General features: G+C 39.5%; 17 protein-coding genes. 13 read left to right on the plus strand and 4 right to left on the minus strand.

Features of this window, described 5'->3' with window-relative positions:
• Positions 1-2: 2 nt before the first annotated feature.
• The 3 genes from H3299_RS11700 (at position 3) to H3299_RS11710 (ending at position 2,389) form a co-directional block, all read left to right on the plus strand.
• Entirely contained in the window at positions 3-845 is an 843-nt protein-coding gene (locus H3299_RS11700) for an ABC transporter ATP-binding protein (RefSeq protein WP_182417840.1), read from the plus strand.
• Entirely contained in the window at positions 842-1,690 is an 849-nt protein-coding gene (locus H3299_RS11705; RefSeq protein WP_182417841.1) for a dipeptide ABC transporter ATP-binding protein, read from the plus strand. The genes H3299_RS11700 and H3299_RS11705 overlap by 4 nt, the downstream gene beginning before the upstream one ends.
• A 69-nt stretch (positions 1,691-1,759) precedes the next feature.
• Positions 1,760-2,389: a YigZ family protein gene (locus tag H3299_RS11710; protein WP_246708072.1), complete on the plus strand. Its 630-nt coding sequence runs from the start codon at positions 1,760-1,762 to the stop codon at positions 2,387-2,389.
• 21 nt (positions 2,390-2,410) lie between these two features.
• On the opposite strand, the gene H3299_RS11715 is transcribed toward H3299_RS11710, so the two are convergent.
• Both H3299_RS11715 and H3299_RS11720 read right to left on the minus strand, forming a co-directional pair.
• Positions 2,411-2,839 carry a hypothetical protein gene (locus H3299_RS11715; protein WP_182417842.1) on the minus strand — a complete coding sequence of 143 codons (429 nt, stop codon included), beginning with the start codon at positions 2,837-2,839 and terminating at the stop codon, positions 2,411-2,413.
• 93 nt (positions 2,840-2,932) lie between these two features.
• A complete protein-coding gene (locus H3299_RS11720) occupies positions 2,933-3,490 on the minus strand; it encodes a hypothetical protein (RefSeq protein WP_182417843.1) in 558 nt (185 codons plus the stop codon).
• A 225-nt stretch (positions 3,491-3,715) separates the two neighbouring features.
• Here H3299_RS11720 and H3299_RS11725 point away from each other — a divergent pair, with 225 nt between their 5' ends.
• Positions 3,716-3,952 (plus strand): hypothetical protein, encoded by a 237-nt coding sequence (locus tag H3299_RS11725; protein WP_182417844.1) that lies wholly within the window; start codon positions 3,716-3,718, stop codon positions 3,950-3,952.
• A 578-nt stretch (positions 3,953-4,530) separates the two neighbouring features.
• On the opposite strand, the gene H3299_RS11730 is transcribed toward H3299_RS11725, so the two are convergent.
• Positions 4,531-6,171: a hypothetical protein gene (locus tag H3299_RS11730; protein WP_182417845.1), complete on the minus strand. Its 1,641-nt coding sequence runs from the start codon at positions 6,169-6,171 to the stop codon at positions 4,531-4,533.
• An 852-nt stretch (positions 6,172-7,023) separates the two neighbouring features.
• Between H3299_RS11730 and H3299_RS11735 the strand changes: the two genes are divergently transcribed.
• The 3 genes from H3299_RS11735 to H3299_RS11745 all read left to right on the plus strand — a co-directional run bounded on the left by H3299_RS11735 (position 7,024) and on the right by H3299_RS11745 (position 9,777).
• Positions 7,024-7,365, plus strand: a complete 342-nt coding sequence (locus H3299_RS11735; RefSeq protein WP_182417846.1) for a hypothetical protein — start codon at positions 7,024-7,026, stop codon at positions 7,363-7,365.
• A 347-nt stretch (positions 7,366-7,712) separates the two neighbouring features.
• Positions 7,713-8,828, plus strand: coding sequence for a histidinol-phosphate transaminase (hisC, locus tag H3299_RS11740; RefSeq protein ID WP_182417847.1), 1,116 nt, complete (start codon positions 7,713-7,715; stop codon positions 8,826-8,828).
• 4 nt (positions 8,829-8,832) lie between these two features.
• Positions 8,833-9,777: a prephenate/arogenate dehydrogenase family protein gene (locus H3299_RS11745; protein ID WP_182417848.1), complete on the plus strand. Its 945-nt coding sequence runs from the start codon at positions 8,833-8,835 to the stop codon at positions 9,775-9,777.
• A gap of 288 nt (positions 9,778-10,065) precedes the next feature.
• Here the strand turns inward: H3299_RS11745 and H3299_RS11750 are convergent, their stop codons facing one another.
• Complete coding sequence (locus H3299_RS11750) at positions 10,066-11,616, minus strand: YifB family Mg chelatase-like AAA ATPase (RefSeq protein ID WP_182417849.1); 1,551 nt, start codon at positions 11,614-11,616, stop codon at positions 10,066-10,068.
• A 467-nt stretch (positions 11,617-12,083) separates the two neighbouring features.
• Between H3299_RS11750 and H3299_RS11755 the strand changes: the two genes are divergently transcribed.
• From H3299_RS11755 to H3299_RS11780, 6 genes are all read left to right on the plus strand, one after another.
• Positions 12,084-14,051 carry an autotransporter assembly complex family protein gene (locus H3299_RS11755; protein ID WP_371739525.1) on the plus strand — a complete coding sequence of 656 codons (1,968 nt, stop codon included), beginning with the start codon at positions 12,084-12,086 and terminating at the stop codon, positions 14,049-14,051.
• A 202-nt stretch (positions 14,052-14,253) separates the two neighbouring features.
• Positions 14,254-18,966 (plus strand): translocation/assembly module TamB domain-containing protein, encoded by a 4,713-nt coding sequence (locus H3299_RS11760; protein WP_182417850.1) that lies wholly within the window; start codon positions 14,254-14,256, stop codon positions 18,964-18,966.
• Between the two features lie 493 nt (positions 18,967-19,459).
• Positions 19,460-20,359 carry a DnaJ C-terminal domain-containing protein gene (locus H3299_RS11765; RefSeq protein WP_182417851.1) on the plus strand — a complete coding sequence of 300 codons (900 nt, stop codon included), beginning with the start codon at positions 19,460-19,462 and terminating at the stop codon, positions 20,357-20,359.
• 430 nt (positions 20,360-20,789) lie between these two features.
• Positions 20,790-22,328: a hypothetical protein gene (locus tag H3299_RS11770; RefSeq protein WP_182417852.1), complete on the plus strand. Its 1,539-nt coding sequence runs from the start codon at positions 20,790-20,792 to the stop codon at positions 22,326-22,328.
• A gap of 278 nt (positions 22,329-22,606) precedes the next feature.
• Positions 22,607-23,251 (plus strand): barstar family protein, encoded by a 645-nt coding sequence (locus tag H3299_RS11775; protein ID WP_182417853.1) that lies wholly within the window; start codon positions 22,607-22,609, stop codon positions 23,249-23,251.
• Between the two features lie 36 nt (positions 23,252-23,287).
• A complete protein-coding gene (locus tag H3299_RS11780; RefSeq protein ID WP_182417854.1) occupies positions 23,288-24,028 on the plus strand; it encodes a hypothetical protein in 741 nt (246 codons plus the stop codon).
• Positions 24,029-24,102: the final 74 nt, after the last annotated feature.

Consider the following 24,102-nt stretch of genomic DNA (forward strand, 5'->3'; position numbering starts at 1 on the left):
CGATGTCACTTTTAGAAATACGCAATCTATCTGTTTCTTTTGAAACTGCTTCAGGACCATTCTTTGCAGTTAAGGGTATTGATATCACTGTTAATAAAGGCGAAGTTTTAGCCATTGTTGGCGAATCAGGATCAGGTAAATCTGTGAGCATGCTAGGGGTGATGGGGCTATTACCCAAAACCGCAACGGTTACTGCCGATATTATGCGTTTTGAAAATATTGATTTATTAAATATTTCAGACACCAAACGTCGCTCTATCATCGGCAAAGATATATCAATGATTTTTCAAGAACCAATCGCTAGCCTTAATCCTTGTTTTACTGCCGGATTTCAAGTGGAGGAAGTTCTTAAAACCCATCTGAATCTTCATGGCAAGGCTGCACGAAAACGCACTTTAGAACTTTTTGAAGCAGTTGGCATTCCTGATCCAGAAAAACGCCTTAAAAGCTACCCGCACCAAATATCTGGCGGTCAATGCCAACGTATCATGATTGCTATGGCCATTGCCTGCAATCCTAAATTGCTAATCGCCGATGAACCAACTACCGCCCTTGATGTAACCATTCAAAAGCAAATTCTCGATCTTTTAATGGACTTGCAACAAAACCATGATATGGGCTTGATCATGATTACGCATGATATGGGCGTTGTTGCTGAAACAGCTGATCGCGTCATGGTGCAATATAAGGGCACCAAAATGGAAGAAGCTGATGTGCTTTCTTTATTTGCAACGCCGCAAAGCCCCTATACAAAAGCACTTTTGGCAGCTTTACCCGAACATGCAACCGGAGAGCGTTTACCAACTATTGCCGATTTTATGGCCGAGCATGGAGGTGTCTTATGAGTGACATTATAATTAAAGCTGAAAACCTCATGCGCGACTATGTAAGTTCGAGTGGCTTTTTAAAACCAAAACGTATTTTACATGCGGTGAACAAAGTTTCTTTTAGTGTTGAACGCGGCAAAACTCTTGCCATTGTCGGCGAATCCGGTTGCGGAAAATCAACCCTTGCCCGTATTATCAGCCTTATTGATCCACAGACATCTGGAAAATTAGAGATTAATGGCGAAGATATCAATATAGCTAAAACCAGTGTTACTACTCAAATGCGCCAAATGGTGCAGATTGTTTTTCAAAATCCATTTGGCTCACTTAATCCGCGCCAAAAAATTGGCCATGCTTTAACAGAGCCTTTAATGCTGAATACCACAATGAATAATGTTGAGCGGCGCAAGGCAGCAGAAGAAATGCTAGAAAAAGTCGGCCTTCCTGCTAGCCATTTCGACCGGTATCCGCATATGTTTTCTGGTGGTCAACGCCAACGTATCGCCATTGCCCGCGCCCTAATGTTAAGACCAAAAATTTTAGTTTTAGACGAGCCGGTTTCGGCTCTTGATCTTTCGGTGCAAGCGCAAGTTCTTAATCTTTTGGCCGATCTACAGGAAGAATTTGAACTAACTTACGTCTTTATCAGCCATGACCTATCCGTTGTTAAATATATTGCCGATGAGGTTATGGTCATGTATTTTGGTGAAGTAGTCGAATATGGCAGCCGCGATCAATTATTTGCCAATCCGCAGCATGACTACACTAAAAAGCTTTTTGCCGCGACCCCAAATACCAATATTGCAGCTATTCAACAGCGCGTTGAAAAGCGCCAAGCTGCAAAAATTTCAAGCAATGCCTGATAGTTTAAATAAAGGTGCGGCTTAAAAACCGCATCTTTTATCGAGCTAGCGCATTTTAAAACAAAATTTTTGAAAGCCTTCCACTTATTACAGCCCATGCCCTTTACCCTTGCACAACCAACAGAACTTATTGAAGATATAAAAAAAAGCCGGTTCTTAACCCGCGCTTTTCCTATTGCGTCGCTCGATGAATTTGACACAATGCTAGCGCAGTTAAAGGCTAGTGAAGAAGCAACCCATCACTGTTGGGCATGGAAATTTGGCAATGCCTATCGCTTTAGCGATGATGGGGAACCAACCGGTACTGCTGGTAAACCAATCTTAAATGCCATTGAAGGCCGTGATTGCGATAAGGTTGCCATTATTATCACCCGCTGGTATGGCGGCATACAGCTTGGCACTGGTGGCTTGGCGCGTGCTTATGGGGGTGGTGCTGCTCGCTGTTTACAACAAGGCGAACTTATTGAAATAATTGCAATGGCAAAATGCAACATTGAGTTGCATTTTTCAGAATGGCCAATTGTTGAAAGCCGTTTGCCAAATTATAAAGCATTGATTTTAAGCCAAGAATTTGGCGCGACTGGCGTTGATTTAGAGCTTGAAATGCCCGACAGCAATTTCCCAGCTTTCATGGATTATTTAAAAGACTTAACCCGTGGGCGAATTATGCTAAAAAATGAAGACGACACGAAAGAATAGCGCTACTGTTATGATACTATTCTAACCGGTATAATTTGATATCTTTGTTTTGATATCACCACAAATACCACCATCGGCAGTTCTTACATTAATGATAACTTTTGCATCATTCACTGTAGCAATAAGATGGCATATTGTAATAATATGGGTAAAATTTGGATTTAATTGGGTCTCGGTTGATACCCAGTGGTATTCAAAGCCTACTTTTGGTGGCACAGCACCCTGGGTACTTGAAGGTTCGCCCATTAAGTCAATTAGACTGTCAATTGGTTTGCCCGTGAAACGATCTTTCAGCATATCAATCAATATGAAATTATAAGATTTGGCTACCTTATAATAAGGCTTATATCTATCATCGAAAGTTTCTATGCAGCCACTTAAGACCACCCCGCCCAAAAAAATCAAAAAAGATAGCCGCATCAATCGTGACACATAATTTGTAATTATCATAACTAAAACCAATTTTTTTTAAATTTAATATCAACAACTTTAGCAATAGTACGTATTACCTATGGATAAGATAAATTATTTTCTTTAGTTTTATCAACGCCCAGTATTGCCACGTTTCATACGAATTCTTTGGGTCAGTTCTGCGAGAATTATTTTGCGGTTTTTGTCGCCATAACTGCCTAATGCGCGACCAACATCACCACAATTATTATCTTTTGCATCCTCATCACCTTCTGTTTTAGTGATAACATTTTCACTATTAAATGTTACTCTTAAAAAGCATATTTTCGTGACATCTGTGGTACGGGTTTTTGTTACGTAATTTGCCGTTTGACCGATACCATTAGCATTTGGCACCCATTCAATTTCAGTATAGGTTTCATCTTCTTCACCGACATAAAGATTAGACCATGAATAGGTTGTTTGACCATCCTTTTTCACCGTATTTTTCGGCGTACCAGTTATCGCAATAAGCTCGCTTACGGGCTTACCTTCAAAATATCGTAAAACCATATAAGGCTGAAGAGATGTGAAGGGGAAACCTTGCAGATGCATATCCAAAATTTTAAAATCATCTGAAATTGTGCGACAAGAAGATAAAAATGGCAATAAAAGCAAGATAAAAGCTAGCTTTGAAAATGACCGTTTCATGAATACACCCCGTACAAATCTCTACTTTCATCAATATTAGTGAAATTAAATATTATTTAAATTCGAGCTACGACAGCTTTTTAATAATGCAACTTGTAAATATACATTATAAATTTGAATAAATTAATATTTTTCCTTTAATTATACAAGAAGACTTAATCAAAAATGGAAATAACAATAAAAAGATATTACTTTAATAAAATGAAGATAAATTTAGGCAACATAATGAAAAAAAATTCTAGGATCTTTTTCTTTTATTTTTTCAGTATATTATTTTGTACGCCCTTAAGTGCGGATGAAAACAAGCCGCCATTTTCATTTCTTGATGGAATAACTTATTCAAAGCAACCAACAGCAATTTACACTTGCCCTTCAAAAAGTTGCAAAAAAGTAATAGAATTATATGAAAATTGCCAATTTGATTATTATGAGCCTACTGGAAACGGCGATTATGGCGAATGACTACGCATCAGGGGGTTTATTTGCATAGCTAATAACTCAATTATACAGTCAATGGATGTTGATGGTTATATTTTAGATAGTCACACTGCGCAGCAAATCGGAAGTTTTTATCTATCGTTAAACACTAAGCGTGACTATGAGTTTAAGTTACTTATATGCGAAAGTGCCTATTGCCACGTTTTTGATTCAAAAAAACGAAATATTAAAAATGAATTAGCAAATGATAAATGTAAAATTTATGTCAATTATGCAACTGAAGTCACAAAACAAACGGGTTGGCTATTTATTGACAATGAAAATTCCAACTGCAAATTAAAGCTATCTGAATCTAACATTGTCGCGATCCAAATTTTCAAAAACAAAAAATGAGTTTGAGCCAAACAATATAAATGATCGCTGCAGTCCATTGAAATATCGTAATGGATATGGTGCAGTACGAAAATAATTAATCAAATACGATCGCTAATTTAATTTACAATTGCTGACAAACTTAATGTACAAAAAATCCTCGATCATAATTGAATATGATCGAGGACAATTGGTTAGGCTTGATACTAATTTAATAATATCAACAATGATTAAACTGTAATGACGTTAACGCCAGCCTGAACAAAAACATCTTCATTATAAGAATTATGATAGATGTTATAAGCAATACCAGTATCTTGGTCGACTACATTTGCACCTGACAAGGTCCAAAGATGATCAAAAGCAACGGTATCATTTGCGTCACCATTGATATGCAATGTTGCATTATCATAGCCATTGGATGCAAGTGAACTATGAATAGCAAGCGTATTAGCATTTTTACCGGTTAGGCTAATAAAATCAATGGCACTTTCATTAGCTGATGTGAATATATCACTTAATCGACCTGCGGCACCCCAAGTATCAAGATTAATACCCATATGGATTTGATCGCTTGAATTATCAGAGTTGTAGTCATTGACGATTTTTGTCAACCAATCAATCTGGTTAAGACCATGAGCGCGATCGATACCAACATTAATCTGTTCAAGGCCAGTTAAACCCAAACCATTGTTTTGAGCAACGCCAGTCATCCAATTTTTATAACGGGCACTAAATTCGCAATAATTATTAGCATGCAAGTTTAAAACGTCATAACCAGCACCAGCATCAATAGTTAATGCATATTTGCCAACGCTTGCATCAATGGAAATAGTATCATTGCCATCGCCGGTATGAAGATAGCTAGTGTTGCGTGCTCCAGATGTAACGCTACCATTGATGAAGATCTGGTCATCACCGTCGCCAGTTGTAATACGATTATCGCCGCTTGCGGCTCTTAGCGCCTTATCAATAGTGATGGTGTCGTTACCGGCACCAGTATCGATGATGTTATCACCGGAAATCGCCTTTAAGCCGCCTTTGATCCAAATCTTGTCATTGCCTTCACCGGTCAAAATTTCATTGGTGCGATAACTTACAACATCATTATTTACTGTAAGATTAGTAGTACCATCTGTCTTGATAGAATTGTAACCATTGCCAGCAGCAAAGATATTGCCAATGGTAATGTCGTGATTACCAAAACCAAGATGAATATTATTTGTGCCATCGCTATACATAGCATTTTTAATGTTAAGTACAGTATCGCCACTAACTGTTGTAATATCACTTTGACCTAAATAATAGGCACCCAATTGTGTACCGATTGTAATGCTATGCGAACCAACGCCAAGATTAATTGAGTTTGCACCACCGCCATAAGCGTTAACATCATAACGGAAAGTTAGATTTTTTTCGCCATCACCAAGATCAATAGAGTTGATACCACGGTTATGAGCTCTCATGGCATGCGTAAATGCGAGGCTATCAAGGCCTTCTTGTGTTACGATCTTATTTTGACCGCCATTGGCTGAAGTTACATAACCAAAAGTCAAATTGTGACGATCACCTGATTGACCACCAAGATCAATTACATTTTCTGCACCGCAATTAGCGTCTAAACCTTCATTCACGGCAATATTCTTATTACCGCTCCCGCCTTTGATGGTATTTTTACCATAGCCGTTCATACGGCGACCAATCCAAAGACTATCATTACCATCATTTAATTGAATTTCAGTCGCTGAAAAGCGGGCTGAATTCATGTCATATTTGACATTGATATAATCATCATCATTTGTGCCAAAAAGGAAGGCTGTTCCACCGTTACTTTTCAACCAATTGCTAACTAAACTGACACCCCGAGCCATTTAATAATCCTCTCAAATTTGCAGGAAGTTGCATCTTCACTTTTATGCAACCATACCGATTTATAAGTAACAATCAAAAAAATCAACATTGAATTGTATATTTTCATAGTATTTTTTTATGGGTTACAACATTTTTTTTAATTAAAATTTTTTATATTATTATATTATTATATTATTTTATTAAATATAAAATGGACTAGGGAAAATATATCATTTCTTCAAATTGGTTTCGTTTGAACAAAGTCGCTTCAATATTGGGATTCACTCTAATTAATTTATTTCTTCAATTAATTCCCAACCCTCAAATTAAAACATATTAACTCAGCCGCAAGACAAAGAGATTTTTGCGAAAACTTGAAAAATATAAATTGGAAGGCACACAGGAAATATGAAAATTTCCTTTATCTAGAAAGAGCGAGAAAATTGCTTCAATTTGCCTCTCATTAATTTTTGAGATTTGCAAAATGCATTCATTAAGCCGACACCTATTTGCGAGCTTTAAAACTATATTAAATCATCACAAAGTGAATAAATATATTATTTTTTAAAAAATATTTATGTTTCATATATTAATATATATAAATATAATTCTTTAAATTTTTATTATTTTTTCGTAATTTTGTTTTTTTAAAATAAAATATTTAAACTTACGAAAGTTTATAGTATAAATCATTGGATAATTATTTGTTCATGCATTTGATACACTCATTATTTTGTTATAAATTTTAATAAAAAGTGAATTACAATTTTTATATCATAAATTTAAAAAATATTTGAGTTTCAAATTATACAAACTTCTTTTAAATAATAACAATTAAAGCTGCCCTAAGTTTGAGGAAGATTGGAGATCATATGACACATAATGTAGCGGCCGTTTGGCAACCATCTGATATGATAATCATGTTCTTGGCGTTACTTGTTTTTTTCTCTTGCTTTGGTTTTGCTCTTTGGAAAGCATCAACTAGTGGTCGGTCAACGACTTATTGGCAAATGGTTTTATGTATCGCGCTTATAGGCGTTGCGATCACCAGTACGGCAGCTATGACGCAAGATCTTTGGGATAATGGCGTGATTGCAGGTACCTTAATGTTGGCAACAGCCATATTAATGACTTTGGGCGGCGCTTTGCATAGTGGTATTCGCGCCTATGTCAATAATCGCCTTCAACAAAGGTTGATAGGCCATTTTCATTGAGTAAAGTTGTAAGAGGAATTATTTGTTTTTGGAATTCCTCTGATGGTTTTGTCGAATTTTGGGGCTTTACTCATTATATAGAAGCCGATTTTGTATCGGCTTCCTAAAAGTTTATATTCAAATTATCATTAATCATTATTAAAAAAAATTTTTTATTATAGCTTTTAAATTGTTTTTATCTTTATGTTTAAACATATGGGTGCTCACCCATGATATATATTCTACGCCCCACTGATTATTTAACTTTCATAAATATTCAATGTGGCATTTTCTTTGCTATTTTTTTTCAGCTGTTATAAAAGACAGGCTAGATTTTATTTTATCATTTTTTGAGCGGGTATTTAGCCATGACATCTGATGCGATAGCCAACCGTCCACAACCTAGAAAAGGTATCATGGACATTGCTGCCTATGTTCCTGGTAGCTCAAAGGGAAATAGCGCTAAAACGCCAGACAAAATCTATAAATTATCGTCCAATGAAACACCTTTAGGGGCGCCCCAGAGCGCTTTGGATGCTTATCGCCAAGCTGCAGGGCATCTTGAACTTTATCCAGATGGGCAAGCTATTATTTTAAGAGATGCTATTGCCGATATTTTTGGCTTAAACGCCAATAACATCATGACTGGCAATGGTTCTGATGAATTATTGACGCTTTTGGCGCAAACCTATCTTGGTGCTGGCGACGAAGGTATCATGACGGAACATGGTTTTAGCGTTTATGATATCCAAATGCGCGCCGCAGGTGCAAAGGTAGTTATTGCAGATGAAAAAGATTGCAAGATTAATGTTGATGCAATTATTAATTGTGTCAGTGATAAGACTAAAATTGTGTTTATCGCCAATCCTGGTAATCCGACCGGAACCTATTTAAACGCGATTGAAATTCGTGAACTAAATGCAAGACTTCCCAAACATGTTCTTTTAGTGCTTGATGGAGCCTATGCAGAATATGTCAGCCAAGAAGATTATGAAGCTGGAATTGAACTTGTCGCCAATAATGACAATGTTGTCATGACCCGAACATTTTCCAAAATTTATGGGCTTGCTGCACTGCGCATCGGTTGGATGTATGCGCCAGCCCATATTATTGATGCAATAGATCGCGTTCGTGGACCTTTTAATGTTAATACACCTGCGCAAAAGGCAGGTGCGGCTGCTATTCGTGACCGCGAATTTATTCATAAATCAGTTGCATTTAACAACCAATGGCGCGAATGGCTCACCAGTGAATTAACCGCGCTTGGTTTAAAAATAACGCCATCGGTCACAAATTTTCTTTTGATCCATTTTCCTGCAGACCGAGAAAAATCAGCGGCATTTGCTGATGATTATCTTAAAGCCAATGGTTATATTTTGCGCCGCGTTACGGGATACGGATTTCCCAACGCGTTGCGCCTTTCCATTGGATCCGAGGAAGCAAATCGTGGCGTAGTCGCCGCTCTTAAAGAATTTTTGAAGTAGTACAATGTCTAAAATTAAATTTGAAAAAATTGCCCTGATCGGTATCGGCTTGATCGGCTCGTCGCTTGCACGAGTGATTAAACAAAACAACTTATCAAATCATGTTGCGATTGCAACACGGAGCCCCGACACGCTTAAACGGGCTGAAGAATTGCAGCTTGGCGATAGCTATTCAACCCAAAATAGTGATGTCGTCAAAGATGCAGATCTCATCATTGTCAGTGTGCCAGTGGGCGCATCGGGGGCGGTTGCCCGTGACATCGCACCATATTTAAAAGCCGGGGCGATAGTAACAGATGTTGGCTCTACCAAGGCATCTGTTATCGCGCAAATGCAACCAGAATTACCTGATAATATTGATTTTATTCCCGGTCATCCTATTGCTGGGACCGAGTTTTCTGGCCCTGATGCTGGTTTTCCTGAGCTATTTGTCAATCGTTGGTGTATCTTAACCCCACTTGCTCATAGCAATGAAGACTCAATTAAAAAGCTGAGTGATTTTTGGCAGGCATGTGGTTCTAAAGTGGACCGCATGGATCCTGCGCACCATGATCTGGTTCTTGCCATCGTTTCACATTTGCCGCACATCATTGCTTATAATATTGTCGGTACTGCGAGCGATCTGGAAAAGGTTACCAATTCTGAAGTTATCGCTTATTCGGCTTCTGGTTTTCGCGATTTCACACGCCTTGCATCTTCTGATCCAACCATGTGGCGAGATGTTTGTTTGCATAATCGTGATGCGATATTGGAAATGTTGGGGCGTTTTTCAGAAGATTTAGCCTCATTGCAACGGGCAATTCGTTGGGGTGATGGAGATGCTCTTTTTGATTTGTTTACCCGTACACGTGCTGTAAGGCGCGGTATTATTGAAGCAGGGCAAGAAATTGATGCACCCGATTTTGGCCGCCATAATGCTATAAAACCAACAGACACAGCGGCAGAATAATTTTTACATTGCAAGGTGGCAAAACAATTTTTGGTTGTCACCTTGAAGTTTCACGACTTTTAAGAGAGCGTTTAAAAGCATTTTGGGCTGAAATTTTGCACGCAATTTACGAGAGACATTATTTAAATCAAGCATTATTTTGATAATGAAAGCACATCTTTTTATCTTTGCCTTTATCAAAAACCTATAATGATATTTTTCTATCACGACAATAAATCATGCTAGAACCAAGATTAGAATGCTTTTTCATTTTTTTAGAAAGATTGCAATAAATCAACATATTAAACTTTAAGCTGCCTTAGAAAACCTTTCATTGCCAATGCGGTAGGATAAGGCTTCTGCCAAATGTTTACGGCTTAATTTTTCACTATTATCAAGATCAGCAATGGTACGCGCAACCTTTAAAACACGGTGATAAGCGCGTGCCGAAAGGCGTTTTTTTTCCGCCATATCATGCAGCAATGCTTGCCCACCATTATCGAGTAGAGCAATTTTTTCAATAATTGCCGCCGGACAATCGCCATTGGTGCGAATATCATTTAACCCCATGGCTTGAAAGCGTCTTATCTGTATCAATCTTGCATTAGCTACGCGTGCAGCAGCCTTTTCGCTTGGCTCAGGGGTCGCTGGCCTCATCAAATCGCGAGCAGAGAGTGCAGGAACTTCAATACGAAGGTCAATGCGATCAAGGAGTGGCCCAGAAATGCGGGCTTGGTAATCGCTTTCACAACGGGGGCCACGCGCGCAAACATGACCTGGTTCTCCGGCCATACCGCAACGACAAGGGTTCATTGCTGCGATTAATTGAAAATTTGCAGGATAGCTAATATGATGATTAGCACGCGCTATAACACTTTCACCGCTTTCTAAAGGTTGGCGTAATGAATCAAGTACTTGTGGTGAAAATTCAGGAAATTCATCCAAGAATAGCACCCCATTATGAGCAAGAGAAACTTCGCCAGGCTTTGCTTTAAGGCCGCCGCCGATCATTGCGGCCATGGACGCTGAATGGTGCGGCGCGCGAAAGGGGCGCTGCATAGATAAAGAATTGGCCGTATTATCACCTTGTATTTGCGTACTTCCTGAGATTGATGCAATCATCGATACATCCAAAAATTCTCTTGCATCAAGTACTGGTAAAATTGAAGGCATGCGCGCTGCAAGCATTGATTTTCCTGATCCTGGTGGACCAATAAATAAAAGATTATGCCGCCCTGCCGCCGCAACCTCCAAGGCGCGTTTTGCAACTTCTTGTCCTTTAATATCTGCAAGATCTGGCATTGCATGTTGTTTGGTTATCGCTTGAATTTGCGGGCGCACTAATATTTGTGCGCCTTTAAAATGATTGGCGAGTTGCAAAAGATGTTTAGGACTTAAAATATCAAGCTCATCAGATGCCCAAGCCGCTTCTGCGCCGCAATCATGGGGGCAAATTAACCCACGCCCCATCCCCACCGCGAACATGGCTGCGGGTAAAGCACCACTAACAGGCGCTATGCTACCATCAAGGGATAGTTCGCCAAGGGCAATATAACGCTCGCTAATGTCTTTTGGTAAAACCCCCATGCTTATCATTAAGCCAATGGCGATGGGTAAATCATAATGGGAGCCTTCTTTTGGCAAGTCTGCAGGAGCAAGATTAACTGTTACACGCTTTACCGGCATAGAAAGACCACTGGCATGTAAAGCCGCCTGAATACGCTCCCGGCTTTCTGCCACCGCCTTATCAGCAAGACCAACAATAGACATACCCATTTTACCGGGGGCTATCATAACCTGTACATCAACAGGCAAAGCATCAATGCCGCGAAAGGCAACGGTGGTAATCCGTGCAACCATAATTATCCCCCGATAATATGTTTAATAGAATTATTCCCCTGTTTAAGTTTGGAGCACGTTTATTTAGCATAGTTACAACAAACCTAATCCTTAGCCAGCAAATCATATAACGCCATAAAAATCAAGAACAATAAGAGAACAAATGAATTTTGATAGCCAATTTTAAGATAATGGCTTGAATAAGTCTTAGAAAAATGTGGATGACGTTGAGTAATTCAAGGATTATTGCAAGGTTTTGCGGCGGCAAGTCATTAAACAGCCTAATTGTAACGCGATTTAACCTCTTGTAGCATTTTTTTTGTATAAAAATGTTGCACATGTGCCATGTTTAACCATTCTTTGACAAAGATGTTGGACATTATAGAAAGTCAGCTTTTGTCTTGGGCAGCAACATGCTATGAAAAAAGTTGGACTATGGTTATATATACTTTGGTGCTTTATTAAGAAATTGGGTTAAAAAACAAGCAATGCAAATACTAAAAACGCATCATAAACTGCGTCTTACCGCTTCAGCACTAACATTGCTGATGGGGCTTTCATTTGCTTGCATAGTACCGGTTGAGGCGCAAGCTTTTGATCTTTTTGGTATCCATTTATGGGGTAAAAAAGAAGTCAAAGTTGACCCTGATATGATTGGAACGCCCAAATATTATGAAGTTGAAGTAAAATCAGCTGCTGGCTCCCCTGAAGAGGGAGAATCAACCGCTAAAGATGCCTCATCCTTGGTTGCCGAAGAAGATAAAGCGGCATCAGGCTCTGCAGGTCTTTTGGCGCGAGCAAAGGGTGATTACAATAAAATTCTTGCAGCACTTTATGCAGAAGGCCGTTATGGCGGCGTTATTTCAATTACCATTGACGGTAAAGAAGCATCAGACTTTCCAATTGATGCCGAATTTCCAGACCATACCAAAATTGTTATTACGGTTGATAGTGGGCCAGAATACAAGTTTTCGCGCGCTGCAGTGCATGAATTAGCGCCGCCTACTAATGATCCCAAAGACAAGGTTCCCTTACCAGTAGATCAAGGTTATGGAGTTGGTGATGTTGCAAAATCGGGTACTGTTTTTAAAGCAGAAGCCCTAGCGGTAGAAGGTTGGCGTCAGCAAGGTTATGCTAAGGCGAAGGTTACCAATCGCGAAGTTGTTGCCGATCACGCCAATAATACTATTGATGCTGTCATTGATATTGACCAAGGACGACTTGCGCATTTGGGCCCGTTAACGGTTAGTAATATTTCCAAACGCGCGCGTATGGATTCGGCCTTTGTGGCTTGGATGACAGGTTTAAAAGAGGGACAAGAATATGACCCTGATGACATTAAAAAGGCGAATAAACGTTTAGCACGCTTAGAAGTTTTCCGCGCCGCTAATGTGCGCGAAGCTGATGAAATTGAAGCAGATGGAAGTTTACCGTTAAACCTTGTACTTGATGAGCGTCCGCCACGCCGTTATGGTGTTGGTGCCAACTATTCAACCCTTGATGGGGCTGGTTTTGAAGCCTATTGGATGCATCGCAACTTATTCGGCCGTGCTGAGCGCTTGCGTTTTGATGCCAAGATTAGCGGTATTGGTGGTAGCCAAAGCGATTCTTATAATCCGCAAAATTATAGCTATTTGTTAGGCACAACCTTTACAAAACCGGGTGTCTTTACCCCAGATACAGATTTTATAACTAGCCTTAAAGGTGAACGTGAGGTGGTTGATAATTATACCGCCACTGGTGTTTATCTACAAACGGGCTTCACCCATATGTTTAATGATGAATTATCCGGCCGTATTTACGCCAATGCTGCACGCATTCGGTCAAAAGATGATTATTATGGTGCGCGTAATTTTACCACAATGGGTCTATTGGGTGGTTTACTTTATGATAACCGCAATGACAAGACCGACCCAAGCAGCGGTTTTTATGGCGAAGTTGTATTAGAGCCAGTTTATGAAGCTGAATATGGTAATTTTATTGGCAAAGGTACTGTTGAAGGGCGCACTTATTACGCACTTGATAAACGTAATCGCTATGTTTTAGCAGGGCGTGTCAAAGTTGGATCCATTGTTGGACCTGATGCTTCGCAAATTCCATCAAACATGTTGTTCTTTGCTGGTGGTGGCGGCTCGGTGCGTGGTTACGGTTATCGCAATATTGGTGTCAAAAAAGAAACCGGTGATATTGTCGGTGGTCGCTCATTGGTCGAAGGTTCGCTTGAAGCGCGCGGCATGATTACCGAAAGTCTTGGGCTTGTCGGCTTTGTTGATGCTGGTGTTGTTGGTGAAAATTCCTATCCTGATTTTGATGAAAATACCAAAATTGGTGCAGGTGTTGGCGTAAGATATAAGACAGGGCTTGGTCCTTTGAGGTTTGATGTTGCTATGCCGACAAAACGCGAAAGCGGTGACCCCAAACTTGGTTTTTATATTGGTATTGGACAAGCTTTTTAATAAAAGTTTCTTAATATAAGTGTGTTAATATAGCTATTAAATTTAATAACACAAAGTTCATGCGGCATTTAAACTGCAAAGACACTCAAATTTAAGTGTTTAATAAGGCTTTTAACGAAGTAAAATATTTTCAAACGTAAAGATGGTTAGTATTTTTACTTTTTGAGAGTGACGCTTTAAAATAAATGGATATGCTCAAGTGATGAAACAGGCAAATTATACATATTTTAAATTAGCAAGAATGATTGCTATTTTTGTCATGAGTATTTTTGTGATGAGCATGTCGAGCTTAGGCAACGCCATTGCCCAAAATGCGACAGATGGACAAAATACAACGGATAGTCAAAAAGCAGACGAAGATAAATCTTGGTTTTTGACCTTTGTTGAACAACAATTATCCACCCCTAACCGCAAAATCGTTATTTCAGATATTAGTGGTGCTTTGTCTTCAACTGCGTCAATTGGCTCAATCACGATTGCTGACCGCCAAGGCGTTTGGCTTAAAATTTCAAAAGCTGAGCTCGACTGGAACCGTTTGGCGCTCTTGCGTGGGCGCATTTCTGTTAACAGTCTTAAAGCCCAAAAAATTGATGTTTATCGCAAACCCCTACCCGATACAACGCCAACCATACCTGATCCAGAAGCAAAGGGATTTTCGTTACCAGAACTGCCGGTTTCGGTTGAAGTTGGCGCATTAACTGCTAATGAATTAATGCTAGGTGAAGACCTTTTTGGCTTGCAAGCAACGGTTTCTCTTGATGGTAGCGTTAATCTTGCAGGTGGTGAATTAAGCTCTAAATTTGCGATTAAGCGCCTTGATGGACAAGGCGGCTTTACACTGATTGCTGATTATTCCAATAAGACTGGCGGCGTAAAAATCGATCTTGATTTAAATGAACCGCAAAATGGTATTGCAGCTAATTTATTAAATATTGAAGGCCGCCCTGCATTAATTATGAGCGTTAAGGGCGATGGTACCATTGATGATCTTGATGTTAAAATCTCTATGGATGCAGCAGGTCAATCAGTTGTTAATGGTAATGTGAGCCTTAAAAAAGATGAAAAAGGACGTAATATTGGCGTCAAATTGAATGGCCCCATCGCTATATTAATGCCGCAACAATATCGCCCATTTTTTGGTAGCGAGACAGCTTTGGCCGTTGATGCATCAACCCTTGATGCCGGTGGATTTATCCTGCATTCAATGACAATTGATGGCAAGGCCATCAAGGTTGCTGCCACTGCGCAAACAGCAAGTGATGGTTTTTTGCGCCACCTCAATGTTAATGCGCAATTAGCAGCCGAAAATGGCGGCGCATTGGTTCTGCCAGTTTCTGGCGGTCAAACAACCATACAAAATATGGCGTTTAATATTGATTATGGTAGCCCAAATACTGATAATTGGAGTGGCAAGCTAGTTATTAATAAGCTGGCAACGACGGGTTTTAATGCTGGTGATGTAACCATTAATTTAGGTGGACTTGCACAAAATCTTGATATGCCCGCAAGCCGCCATGTTACAGTTTTAGCCCAAGGCGGTCTTAATCATATAGGTCTTTCTTCAAGTGATGCCAGTAATGCTTTGGGTGATAAAATTGCCCTTGATGTCAACCTTGATATCAAACCACAAACCCCGATTATCATTAATAAGTTTGATGTAAGTGCAAACGGCTTTCTCCTCTTTTTAAAAGGTGAAGTTGATCGTTTGGTCTTTCGCGGTGACATTGGTTTAAAGGCACAAAGCCTTGCGCCGTTCTCAGGTCTTGCAGGTCGTAATCTTGCAGGCTCTAGCGATCTTACCATGAGTGGTAATATTGAGCTTGCAACCGGTGCTGCTAATATTATTTTAAATGGTAAGGCAAGCGGCATTAAAACTGGTGTTGAAATTGCTGACCGCATTTTGGCAAGCGAAGTAATTCTATCTGGCGGCATTGGCCGTGATAGCTATGGTCTTCATGCTCGTGAATTAAAAATTGCCAATAAGGATGTCAGCATTTCTGCAAATGGTGATTTGGGAAGCTCCTCTGCTTTAATGGATTTTGGCATAAGCTTGAGTAATCTTCAACTTATCAACCCGCAAATTAAAGGTGGGGTTGATGTTCGTGCAGCTTTACGCGGCCATAATTCTTTCTTGACTATTGGCGCTACGACCACCATCAAAAATGCTGTATTGCAAGGGCGTAAACTTGAAAATTTTAATCTTGCATTTAACGGTATTTTAGATAGCACAAGCCAGCTGAAGAGCAATTTTTCAGGTTTCTCCTTTGCTAATGGTCGCTTTGACAATCAGCCTCTTGCGTTAGATGCAGCTTTTCAACAAGCACCACAAGGTTTTGCACTGGATAGTTTAAATGTAACTCTTGGTAAAACCAGTCTTAGCGGTTCGTTAATTCATAATCTTAATGGGCTTATTGATGGAAAATTCCATTTGGATAGTCCTGATATTGGACCATTGGTAGCTCTTGGCTTAATGAACGGTAAAGGGCAAGCCTTAGCTGATATTAGCCTTAATGGCGAAAATGGCAAACAAAATGCCTCTTTAATTGCCAATGCAAAAAATATCGATGTTGCAGGCAATAAGCTTGGTAATCTTGATGCCAAGGTTCATGTCATTGATCTTTTTGGTGTTCCGCAAGCTGAAGGTAGCTTAAACGGTACAAAGATTATTGCAGGTTCTGTCAAAATTAATGAAGTTAATTTTGTTAGTACGGTTGAAAATGGTGCGTCGCATTTTTCAACAACGGCCAAACTTGAAAACAATACTAATATTGATGTAGGCGGGGCGTTAAAACCACTTGATAATGATGGTTGGCAATTAACCCTTGGTCAGGCGCAAGTGCGGCAAAATGCAATGGATGTCAAATTGTTGCAACCTGCCACTATTTCATTAGCCGGAAGCGGCGCTATTACCATTGACCAATTATTATTGGCCGTTGCCGGCGGTAAAATTGCAGTAAGCGGCACAGTACATGATAGCATTAATATGGCGGTTGACATTAATGCGCTGCCTTTATCGGTTGCCAACATGGTGATGCCAGAGCTTGCCGCACGCGGTGTTATTAATGGTAAAGCGCAAATAAGTGGGCCCAAAGCTAAACCCAATGTTGTTTTTAGTCTTAAAGGTGATGATTTAACTGCAGAGCCAGCAATTAAATATGGCTTACCAGCCTTAACATTAACTGCTGATGGTAATACGAATGGTGATGTTTTGAGCATTGCAACACGTATTGTTGGTGGCGGCTTAGATGTTGGTGCTAAAGGCAATATTGATATTGCTAAACAAGGGCTTGATGTTGATGTAACATTAACCCAATTGCCGATTGCCCTTGCCAATAGCATTGTCAAAGGACAAAATCTTGCAGGGCAAGTGGTAGGTAACGCCCATATTAGCGGAACCTTCAAAAACCCGCAAGCCAGTTTTAATGCGCAAGCAACAGGCATATCGACCACAGTATTAAAAGATAATGGTCTTGCACCTATTGGTGTAAAATTGCAGGGAAGTTTTGACAATAATATTGCAACCATTGGTGCGTTAGAAGTTAATGGCCCTTCAAACTTGAAAATAAATGCAAGCGGTACAGTGCCAGTATCGGGCAATGGTCTTGATTTAAAAATCAATGGTAATGCACCCTTGGCACTTGCCAATAGGTTCCTTGCTAAGCGCGGCGCGCAGCTTTCAGGTGCGTTAAATGTTCATGCAACCGTTGCTGGTAGTTTTACCAAACCAGAGCTTGGCGGCGGTTTTGAAGTCGCAAATGGTCAATTTTTAGATCCTGAAACAAATGCTCGGTTCACACAAATTGCACTTTCTGGTAATTTGAGTGGCGAAACCGTAACCATATCTAATATTTCGGCTCGCTCAGCAAGTGGCGGCGGGATGAGTGGCGGCGGCACAATTTCTATTAATGTCGCTCAAGGTATGCCGGCCGATATTACCATTAATCTCAATCACTTACGCTATAATGACAATAATATGGTGGTGGTGACAGTTAATGGTCATGTAACTGCCAAAGGTCCATTAATGAGCGATGTTGAAATTGGCGGTGATGTATTGATTGAAAAGGCAGAGATTCGCGTGCCTGATAGTTTTGGTGGTGCAGCACAAATTGACGTCCAACATAAGCACATGACCAAGCCAATTGAAACCACTTTAGAACGTGCTGGCATTGAAACTAAGCCGCAAACAAAGACTGAAAAAGCTGCAAATACACGTGTTAATGGGCCAAAACTTAATCTAATGATACGTGCCCCTAACCAGATTTTTGTACGCGGCCGCGGTCTTGATACTGAACTTGGTGGGACTTTGCGCCTTGTTGGGCCGGTAAATGATATTCGCCCTGTCGGTGGCTTTAACATGATCCGCGGTCGCTTGGAAATTCTAACGCAGCGTTTGACCTTTGAAGAAGGCCAAGTGACGATGAGCGGTAACTTTAACCCCGACATCAACTTTGTTGCGAACACGCAAAGCGATGATACCACTGTTACGGTTACGGTGAAGGGTACGCCAAGCGATCTTGATATCAGCTTTACCTCGCAGCCTGAATTGCCACAAGATGAAGTGTTGGCACGGCTAATCTTCAATCGCTCAATCAGTGAATTATCACCCTTCCAGATTGCACAGCTTGCGGCTGCCGCAGCAGAGCTTGCCGGCCTTACGAATAATTCCTTGATGGGTAGTTTACGCTCTGCCACCGGCCTTGATGATCTTGACGTTGTTACCGATGCTAAGGGGAATACTGGCGTACGAGCTGGGCGTTATATCAGAGATAATATCTATCTTGGTGTGGAAGCAGGTTCTGGCGGCGATACCAAAGGAACAATTAATCTTGATATTACCAAAAACTTAAAAGCAAAAGGCGCGGTTGGGTCTGATGCCAATTCAAGTGTTGGCGTCTTTTACGAAAAAGATTATTAATCATTTATGTTGTGATTTAACGACAATTTTTGAGATTACATATAAAGCGCTGATTATTAAAGTCAGCGCTTTATTTTTTACAATTTAATATTGAAGAAAATATCGATTTCAAAATCTATTTGACTTTATTTTTTGCTCACTAGACGCATAAATGATAAAAATACATAAAAATTTAAAAATTATATAGTTAGCACTCGCAAAAACCAACATTGCTGCATATATATTATGCAAATCATAGTATCGCATATTTAATTGTTCTTTAGACTTGATATTTACCCAATTATAGTAATTCATGCCATGCGGGGAAATTTTATAGTTCATGCCTTATCTCTGCGCGTTGATAACTAGAAACGCTGCAAAAGCTATGATAGGTAGAGGAACGTTTAAAAGTGCGATTGTCAATTAATTGCTTGAAATTTATTTTATGAGCATTGGCAGGTTTTAGAATTTAATGATGTGGCCTGCTTGATGCCGCCACGAGAAAGAGGACAATATGCGCGATCCCTATACGGTTTTAGGCGTTGCACGTTCGGCAAAACCGGAAGAGATTAAATCGGCTTTTCGTAAATTAGCCAAGAAATTCCATCCTGATCATAATAAGGATGATAAGAATTCTCAGACACGGTTTTCTGAAATTAGTCAGGCCTATGAAATTTTAGGTGACAAGGAAAAACGTGGTCAGTTTGACCGCGGTGAGATTGATGGTGAAGGTAAGCCAACCTATCAAGGTTTTCAAGGGACAGGCGGCGGTAGTCCTTTTGGAGATTTTGGCGGCAGTAGACGCACATCAGGCTTTAGTACTAGCGGTTTTGACGCTGATGATTCGTTTTTCAGCGAAATATTTGGTCGTGGTACATCATCCCCCTTTGGCGGTGGTGCTCATCGCGCTCAACCAAAGCGTAAAGGCGATGATATTAATGCATCAATTTCAATTAGCCTTGAACAGGCCGTTGGCGCTGATAAGGTTGAAGCAATATTTCCTAATGGTAAAAACCTCAAAATAAAATTGCCAGAATTTGTAGAAGACGGTCAAGTTATTCGCTTAAAAGGTCAAGGCGAGGCTATGCCAAGTGGCACCAATGGTGATGCCTTGATTACCATTCATTTTAAAAAGCATCCCAAATTCAGGCTTGAAGGTCGTGAGATACATCTTGATTTGCCGGTAGCTTTAAAAAATGCAGTGCTTGGTGCTAAGGAAGAAGTCGAAACCCTTGATGGCCGTGTTGCTGTCTCAGTTCCTGCATGGTCAAGTTCTGATCGTGTACTGCGTTTAAAAGGCAAGGGCTTGCCATTAAAAACAGGCGGCCGCGCTGACTTTTACGTTCATGTACGCATTATGCTACCACAAGAAAAAGATGAAGCGCTAATTGAATTTTTAAATAATAATGGCTGATGGATTAAGCCTTAACCGCTGAATTAAATCTGTATTGATAATAGATTAAATGGCTCGTTTTTACGGGCCATTTTTATTTTAGTATTTGAAAAAATGGGCCCAATTTTGCTAAAAAATGCATAAATTAAAGACTGCAGTGCAGGCAGACCCGTGTATTAGGTTGATGTAACCTCATTAAGAACGGTGAAACAATCAATTAAATCAATTTTAGCTCGTATTTTCGCTTGTTTAAAAAAAAGGCTTGCAGTATAAAACCTAACTATAATAGTCTAGTTTTATACTGCATTGTCTTGTCTGCCAAAAAATAGCTTTTGTAAAAGTCTAAAGGCTTAGTCTTGATTACTCCCCAACGGTTTTGACGCAAAATGCGGTAAAAATTTATGAGAGCATAGCGCGTTAATTTCGACGATATGCTTCACATGGAGCTTAAATGGGCGTTGTCATTAATTTTTTTGATTACTATAAAAAGCCAGATATACCATTAGAAGCAACGGCACTGCTTGACATTGGACGCTTTGAACGTCCTTCAATCTATGAATTTTTAAGGTCCTTGCCACAAGGGGCAAGTTTTGAAGGGGTAGAACTACCTGATTCATTTGCCTTTAATGCTAGTTCCTACCAAGATAGCACAATTATTGATAAGCAAACCTTGGAAGACTATTTACAGCAAGAAGCCATAGGCATACTGCCTTTTATGCGCCGCGCCGCCCAGCATCCTGATGCTCACAATCTTAACGAATTTTACAACCGTTTGACAATTGATATTCATAGTCATGATATGCTGTTTCTACTGGTTGATCTTGTCAATGAAGATGATTCAATCGGTATTGACGAATTACGCAGTTTAAGCCTTTGGTTAATTAAAGCCAGTCCTGATCGTCTTGGCGTTTGCGCGGGCCTATTATTGCTTGGTCTTGCCGAGCCAAAATCATGTGATAAAGAATTTTTAATGCTGCTTGGCAGCCATGAAGCTTTTACCCTTTTTGCCTTTATTGTGTTGATGGAAATCCATCCAAATGAACAGCATGACTATATTGCATGGGAATTGGCACGTAAAACTCATGGCAAGGGACGCCTATTCATTATGGACCGCCTTGTGGGGACCAATAATAATGAAATCCGTCATTGGTTATTATGTGAGGGCTATAAAACTGCATGTTCGCAGCCGATATGCGCGTTAAAATGTGCAACCAAATGTGGGCTTGTTCATGCGCTAGAAGCGTTTGAACCTGATGATAAATTGCTGTTGGCAGCGGCTGGAATTTTGGCAGTGCTTATGCGGCCTGATGAGGATGGTGATTATCTTATAGCCTTTTTCATTCAAGGTACGAAGGCACTTTCTCTATTGTTGGACAGTGCGGCTGATGCGGCGATCAAGGATGTCACACTGTTTAAAAATTTGCTCTGCATAAAATCCTTGCTAGAGGAAGAGCATCAAGAAAAATGGCAAAATCTGGAGCGCCTTGGTTGGTCTTTGGAGTTTCGCCAAAAAACAATCTTAGCGATTAACCATATGGCGCGGCGGCAGGGTTGGAAAGCACAAATTTTACGTAAATTGCAATTTGGTGATGACTTAGAGTTTGTAAGCGCTGCTGAAGCCGCACCTTTTTTGCATATTGATGCTTGGCCTTATTATTTTGAACGCCAGCGCACCATACCGCAAATGAACTATTGGTCCATTCTTTTTGATACCGATAATGATCAATTTTTTGATGCAGCACTTTTATTAGCCGAAAACCAAATTTTACTTCCATGGCTCAACCAAGAAAACTTGATTGAAAGCCCAGAATGGTCGCCCTTTATATGTGATTTATTGAAAACTGTATTAGAAAAACTTCATCAGTTCCCAAGACGCGGCGAAAAATGGTTAGATCTTGCTTTAATGGCACCCGATAGGCTTTGCCACAACCTTGCAGTGAATATCTTGGCTAAGTGGAAAAACCTAAGCGTTGATACACAAAAATATTAAACTTCAACACGTAATTTGATGTAAATATTTACAAGGCATTATAAGGCAATATAAGTTTAATGAAATTAAACATTCTATGATTGTTTTAATGTATCAAGTAAACAATACGCATCAAGGTGCCGATTATAGTTTTCGCTATCACAATTTTATAATCTGTTTATTATAAATTTTGGCTCTATAGTTGATTTTAAAACTGAAACTAAGAGAATATATTGGCAATGCCTAACTCGATCGAATATTTTTTATGCGAAGAGGATAGCAAAAAGAAGCTTTTCGCAATGAATGGTCTTACTGAACGCTTTGATATTTATGACGATGGATCAAACGGCATTTTGGTTTGCGATGCCCCTTCAAATTATGATTTGCAAAATTTAAGGCCCGAAACATTTTATGAAATTGATTTTTTCCACCCAAGAGGCAATGATAGGCATAGGCTTTATATTGAATCCTTTGAAAAAATAGGAAACAAATTATTTATAAGCTGCAATATGCGAGCTTTTGGAATGTTCACCCTGTTGCGTCAAGTTATAGCTTCACCCATTGAGCGACCGTGGCTTAATATGATTGGCAAACGCAAAAAGCTTTATACGGCGACTTGCCTTTTTTATAGCGGTATACCAAAAAGAGTTGCAAAAAAGTCAGTAACGATAGAGGGAAAATATATTACTGATTATTATTCATTTTTTTGCGAAATTGGTTACGGTTTTGCTGGGCGTCTGGGCTATATGGGGCGTTGCTTAGATGGATTAGTTGATTGCTTTTGCGAATGTGAAGGTTATTCTGAAGTTAGCCTAACTTGGCATGATTTTGAAACTGCAAAATATTCAATAGAAAATAATTACCCCTATCAAACGGATCGACATGAAATAGTTGATAAAATCGTCGATGCATTATCTTCTCATATGACTTTAATTTTAAAATAGGCATTTTGCCAAAAATTTAAGATAAAATTGGCTGCCATGCAAAAATATATTCTATGTGATTATGAAACAGAAGCTCCACTGTTTGAAATGCAAAATTTTATTGAATGCTTCGATATATTTGCCAATAATTTTGAATTTACGTTCTCCTGCGATTATCCCGATCAATCGTGTTTAAGCCGTTTAAAAAATGGACAAAAATATCTTATTAAAGTCTATGGTTATCAAAAGGAGATTTTCATTGATATTTACATTTTTAGCTTTGAAAAATTCTTCAACAATCTGGTCATCAATATAAATCTTATTGAAGCAGAAGAATATCAACCCGTGCCAACCAAACCTTATCAATTTGGCGTTTTCGCCCTCATTGATGCATTTTCTACCAATGAAGACCACAGACCATGGTTTGGTCTTATTGGCGATAAAAAGCAGCTTTATATTGCTGCTAGCCTTTGTATAACGGGTGTCCAAACAACACCAATCAAAAATCAAATTATTCTTGAAGGTAAATATATCACTGATTATTTCGCATTTTATTGCGAACTTGGTTATGCCTTATGGGGTAAGTTTGGCTACATGGGAGGCTGTCTAAATAGCTTTGAAGAATGCTTGCAAGCCCTTAAAAAAAACAAAAAAATTGAATTAATCTGGAAAGATTTTGCACTTTGCCAGCATTCAATGGCAAATTATGCGGACCACCAAACACCTTATAATGGAGTTGAACTTGCCGATATTGCGGCAAATTATCTGTCGGATTATTTCGATGTAACTTTAGATTAATACAGTTTCCATCTATCTAACGTCGCAGCTTTTGGTAAAGATTATTATTCCAACCGCAATAATACATTATCCAA

Origin of the sequence: Bartonella sp. HY038 (assembly GCF_014117425.1) — a bacterium.
Classification (GTDB): domain Bacteria; phylum Pseudomonadota; class Alphaproteobacteria; order Rhizobiales; family Rhizobiaceae; genus HY038.

What these genes read in the sequence shown, in the direction of transcription:
- H3299_RS11700 (WP_182417840.1), top strand. Translation starts at nt 3, where the DNA reads ATGTCACTTTTAGAAATACGCAATCTATCTGTTTCTTTTGAAACTGCT.
- H3299_RS11705 (WP_182417841.1), top strand. Translation starts at nt 842, where the DNA reads ATGAGTGACATTATAATTAAAGCTGAAAACCTCATGCGCGACTATGTA.
- H3299_RS11715 (WP_182417842.1), bottom strand. Translation starts at nt 2,839, where the DNA reads ATGATAATTACAAATTATGTGTCACGATTGATGCGGCTATCTTTTTTG.
- H3299_RS11720 (WP_182417843.1), bottom strand. Translation starts at nt 3,490, where the DNA reads ATGAAACGGTCATTTTCAAAGCTAGCTTTTATCTTGCTTTTATTGCCA.
- H3299_RS11725 (WP_182417844.1), top strand. Translation starts at nt 3,716, where the DNA reads ATGAAAAAAAATTCTAGGATCTTTTTCTTTTATTTTTTCAGTATATTA.
- H3299_RS11730 (WP_182417845.1), bottom strand. Translation starts at nt 6,171, where the DNA reads ATGGCTCGGGGTGTCAGTTTAGTTAGCAATTGGTTGAAAAGTAACGGT.
- H3299_RS11735 (WP_182417846.1), top strand. Translation starts at nt 7,024, where the DNA reads ATGACACATAATGTAGCGGCCGTTTGGCAACCATCTGATATGATAATC.
- hisC (WP_182417847.1), top strand. Translation starts at nt 7,713, where the DNA reads ATGACATCTGATGCGATAGCCAACCGTCCACAACCTAGAAAAGGTATC.
- H3299_RS11745 (WP_182417848.1), top strand. Translation starts at nt 8,833, where the DNA reads ATGTCTAAAATTAAATTTGAAAAAATTGCCCTGATCGGTATCGGCTTG.
- H3299_RS11750 (WP_182417849.1), bottom strand. Translation starts at nt 11,616, where the DNA reads ATGGTTGCACGGATTACCACCGTTGCCTTTCGCGGCATTGATGCTTTG.
- H3299_RS11755 (WP_371739525.1), top strand. Translation starts at nt 12,084, where the DNA reads ATGCAAATACTAAAAACGCATCATAAACTGCGTCTTACCGCTTCAGCA.
- H3299_RS11760 (WP_182417850.1), top strand. Translation starts at nt 14,254, where the DNA reads ATGAAACAGGCAAATTATACATATTTTAAATTAGCAAGAATGATTGCT.
- H3299_RS11765 (WP_182417851.1), top strand. Translation starts at nt 19,460, where the DNA reads ATGCGCGATCCCTATACGGTTTTAGGCGTTGCACGTTCGGCAAAACCG.
- H3299_RS11770 (WP_182417852.1), top strand. Translation starts at nt 20,790, where the DNA reads ATGGGCGTTGTCATTAATTTTTTTGATTACTATAAAAAGCCAGATATA.
- H3299_RS11775 (WP_182417853.1), top strand. Translation starts at nt 22,607, where the DNA reads ATGAATGGTCTTACTGAACGCTTTGATATTTATGACGATGGATCAAAC.
- H3299_RS11780 (WP_182417854.1), top strand. Translation starts at nt 23,288, where the DNA reads ATGCAAAAATATATTCTATGTGATTATGAAACAGAAGCTCCACTGTTT.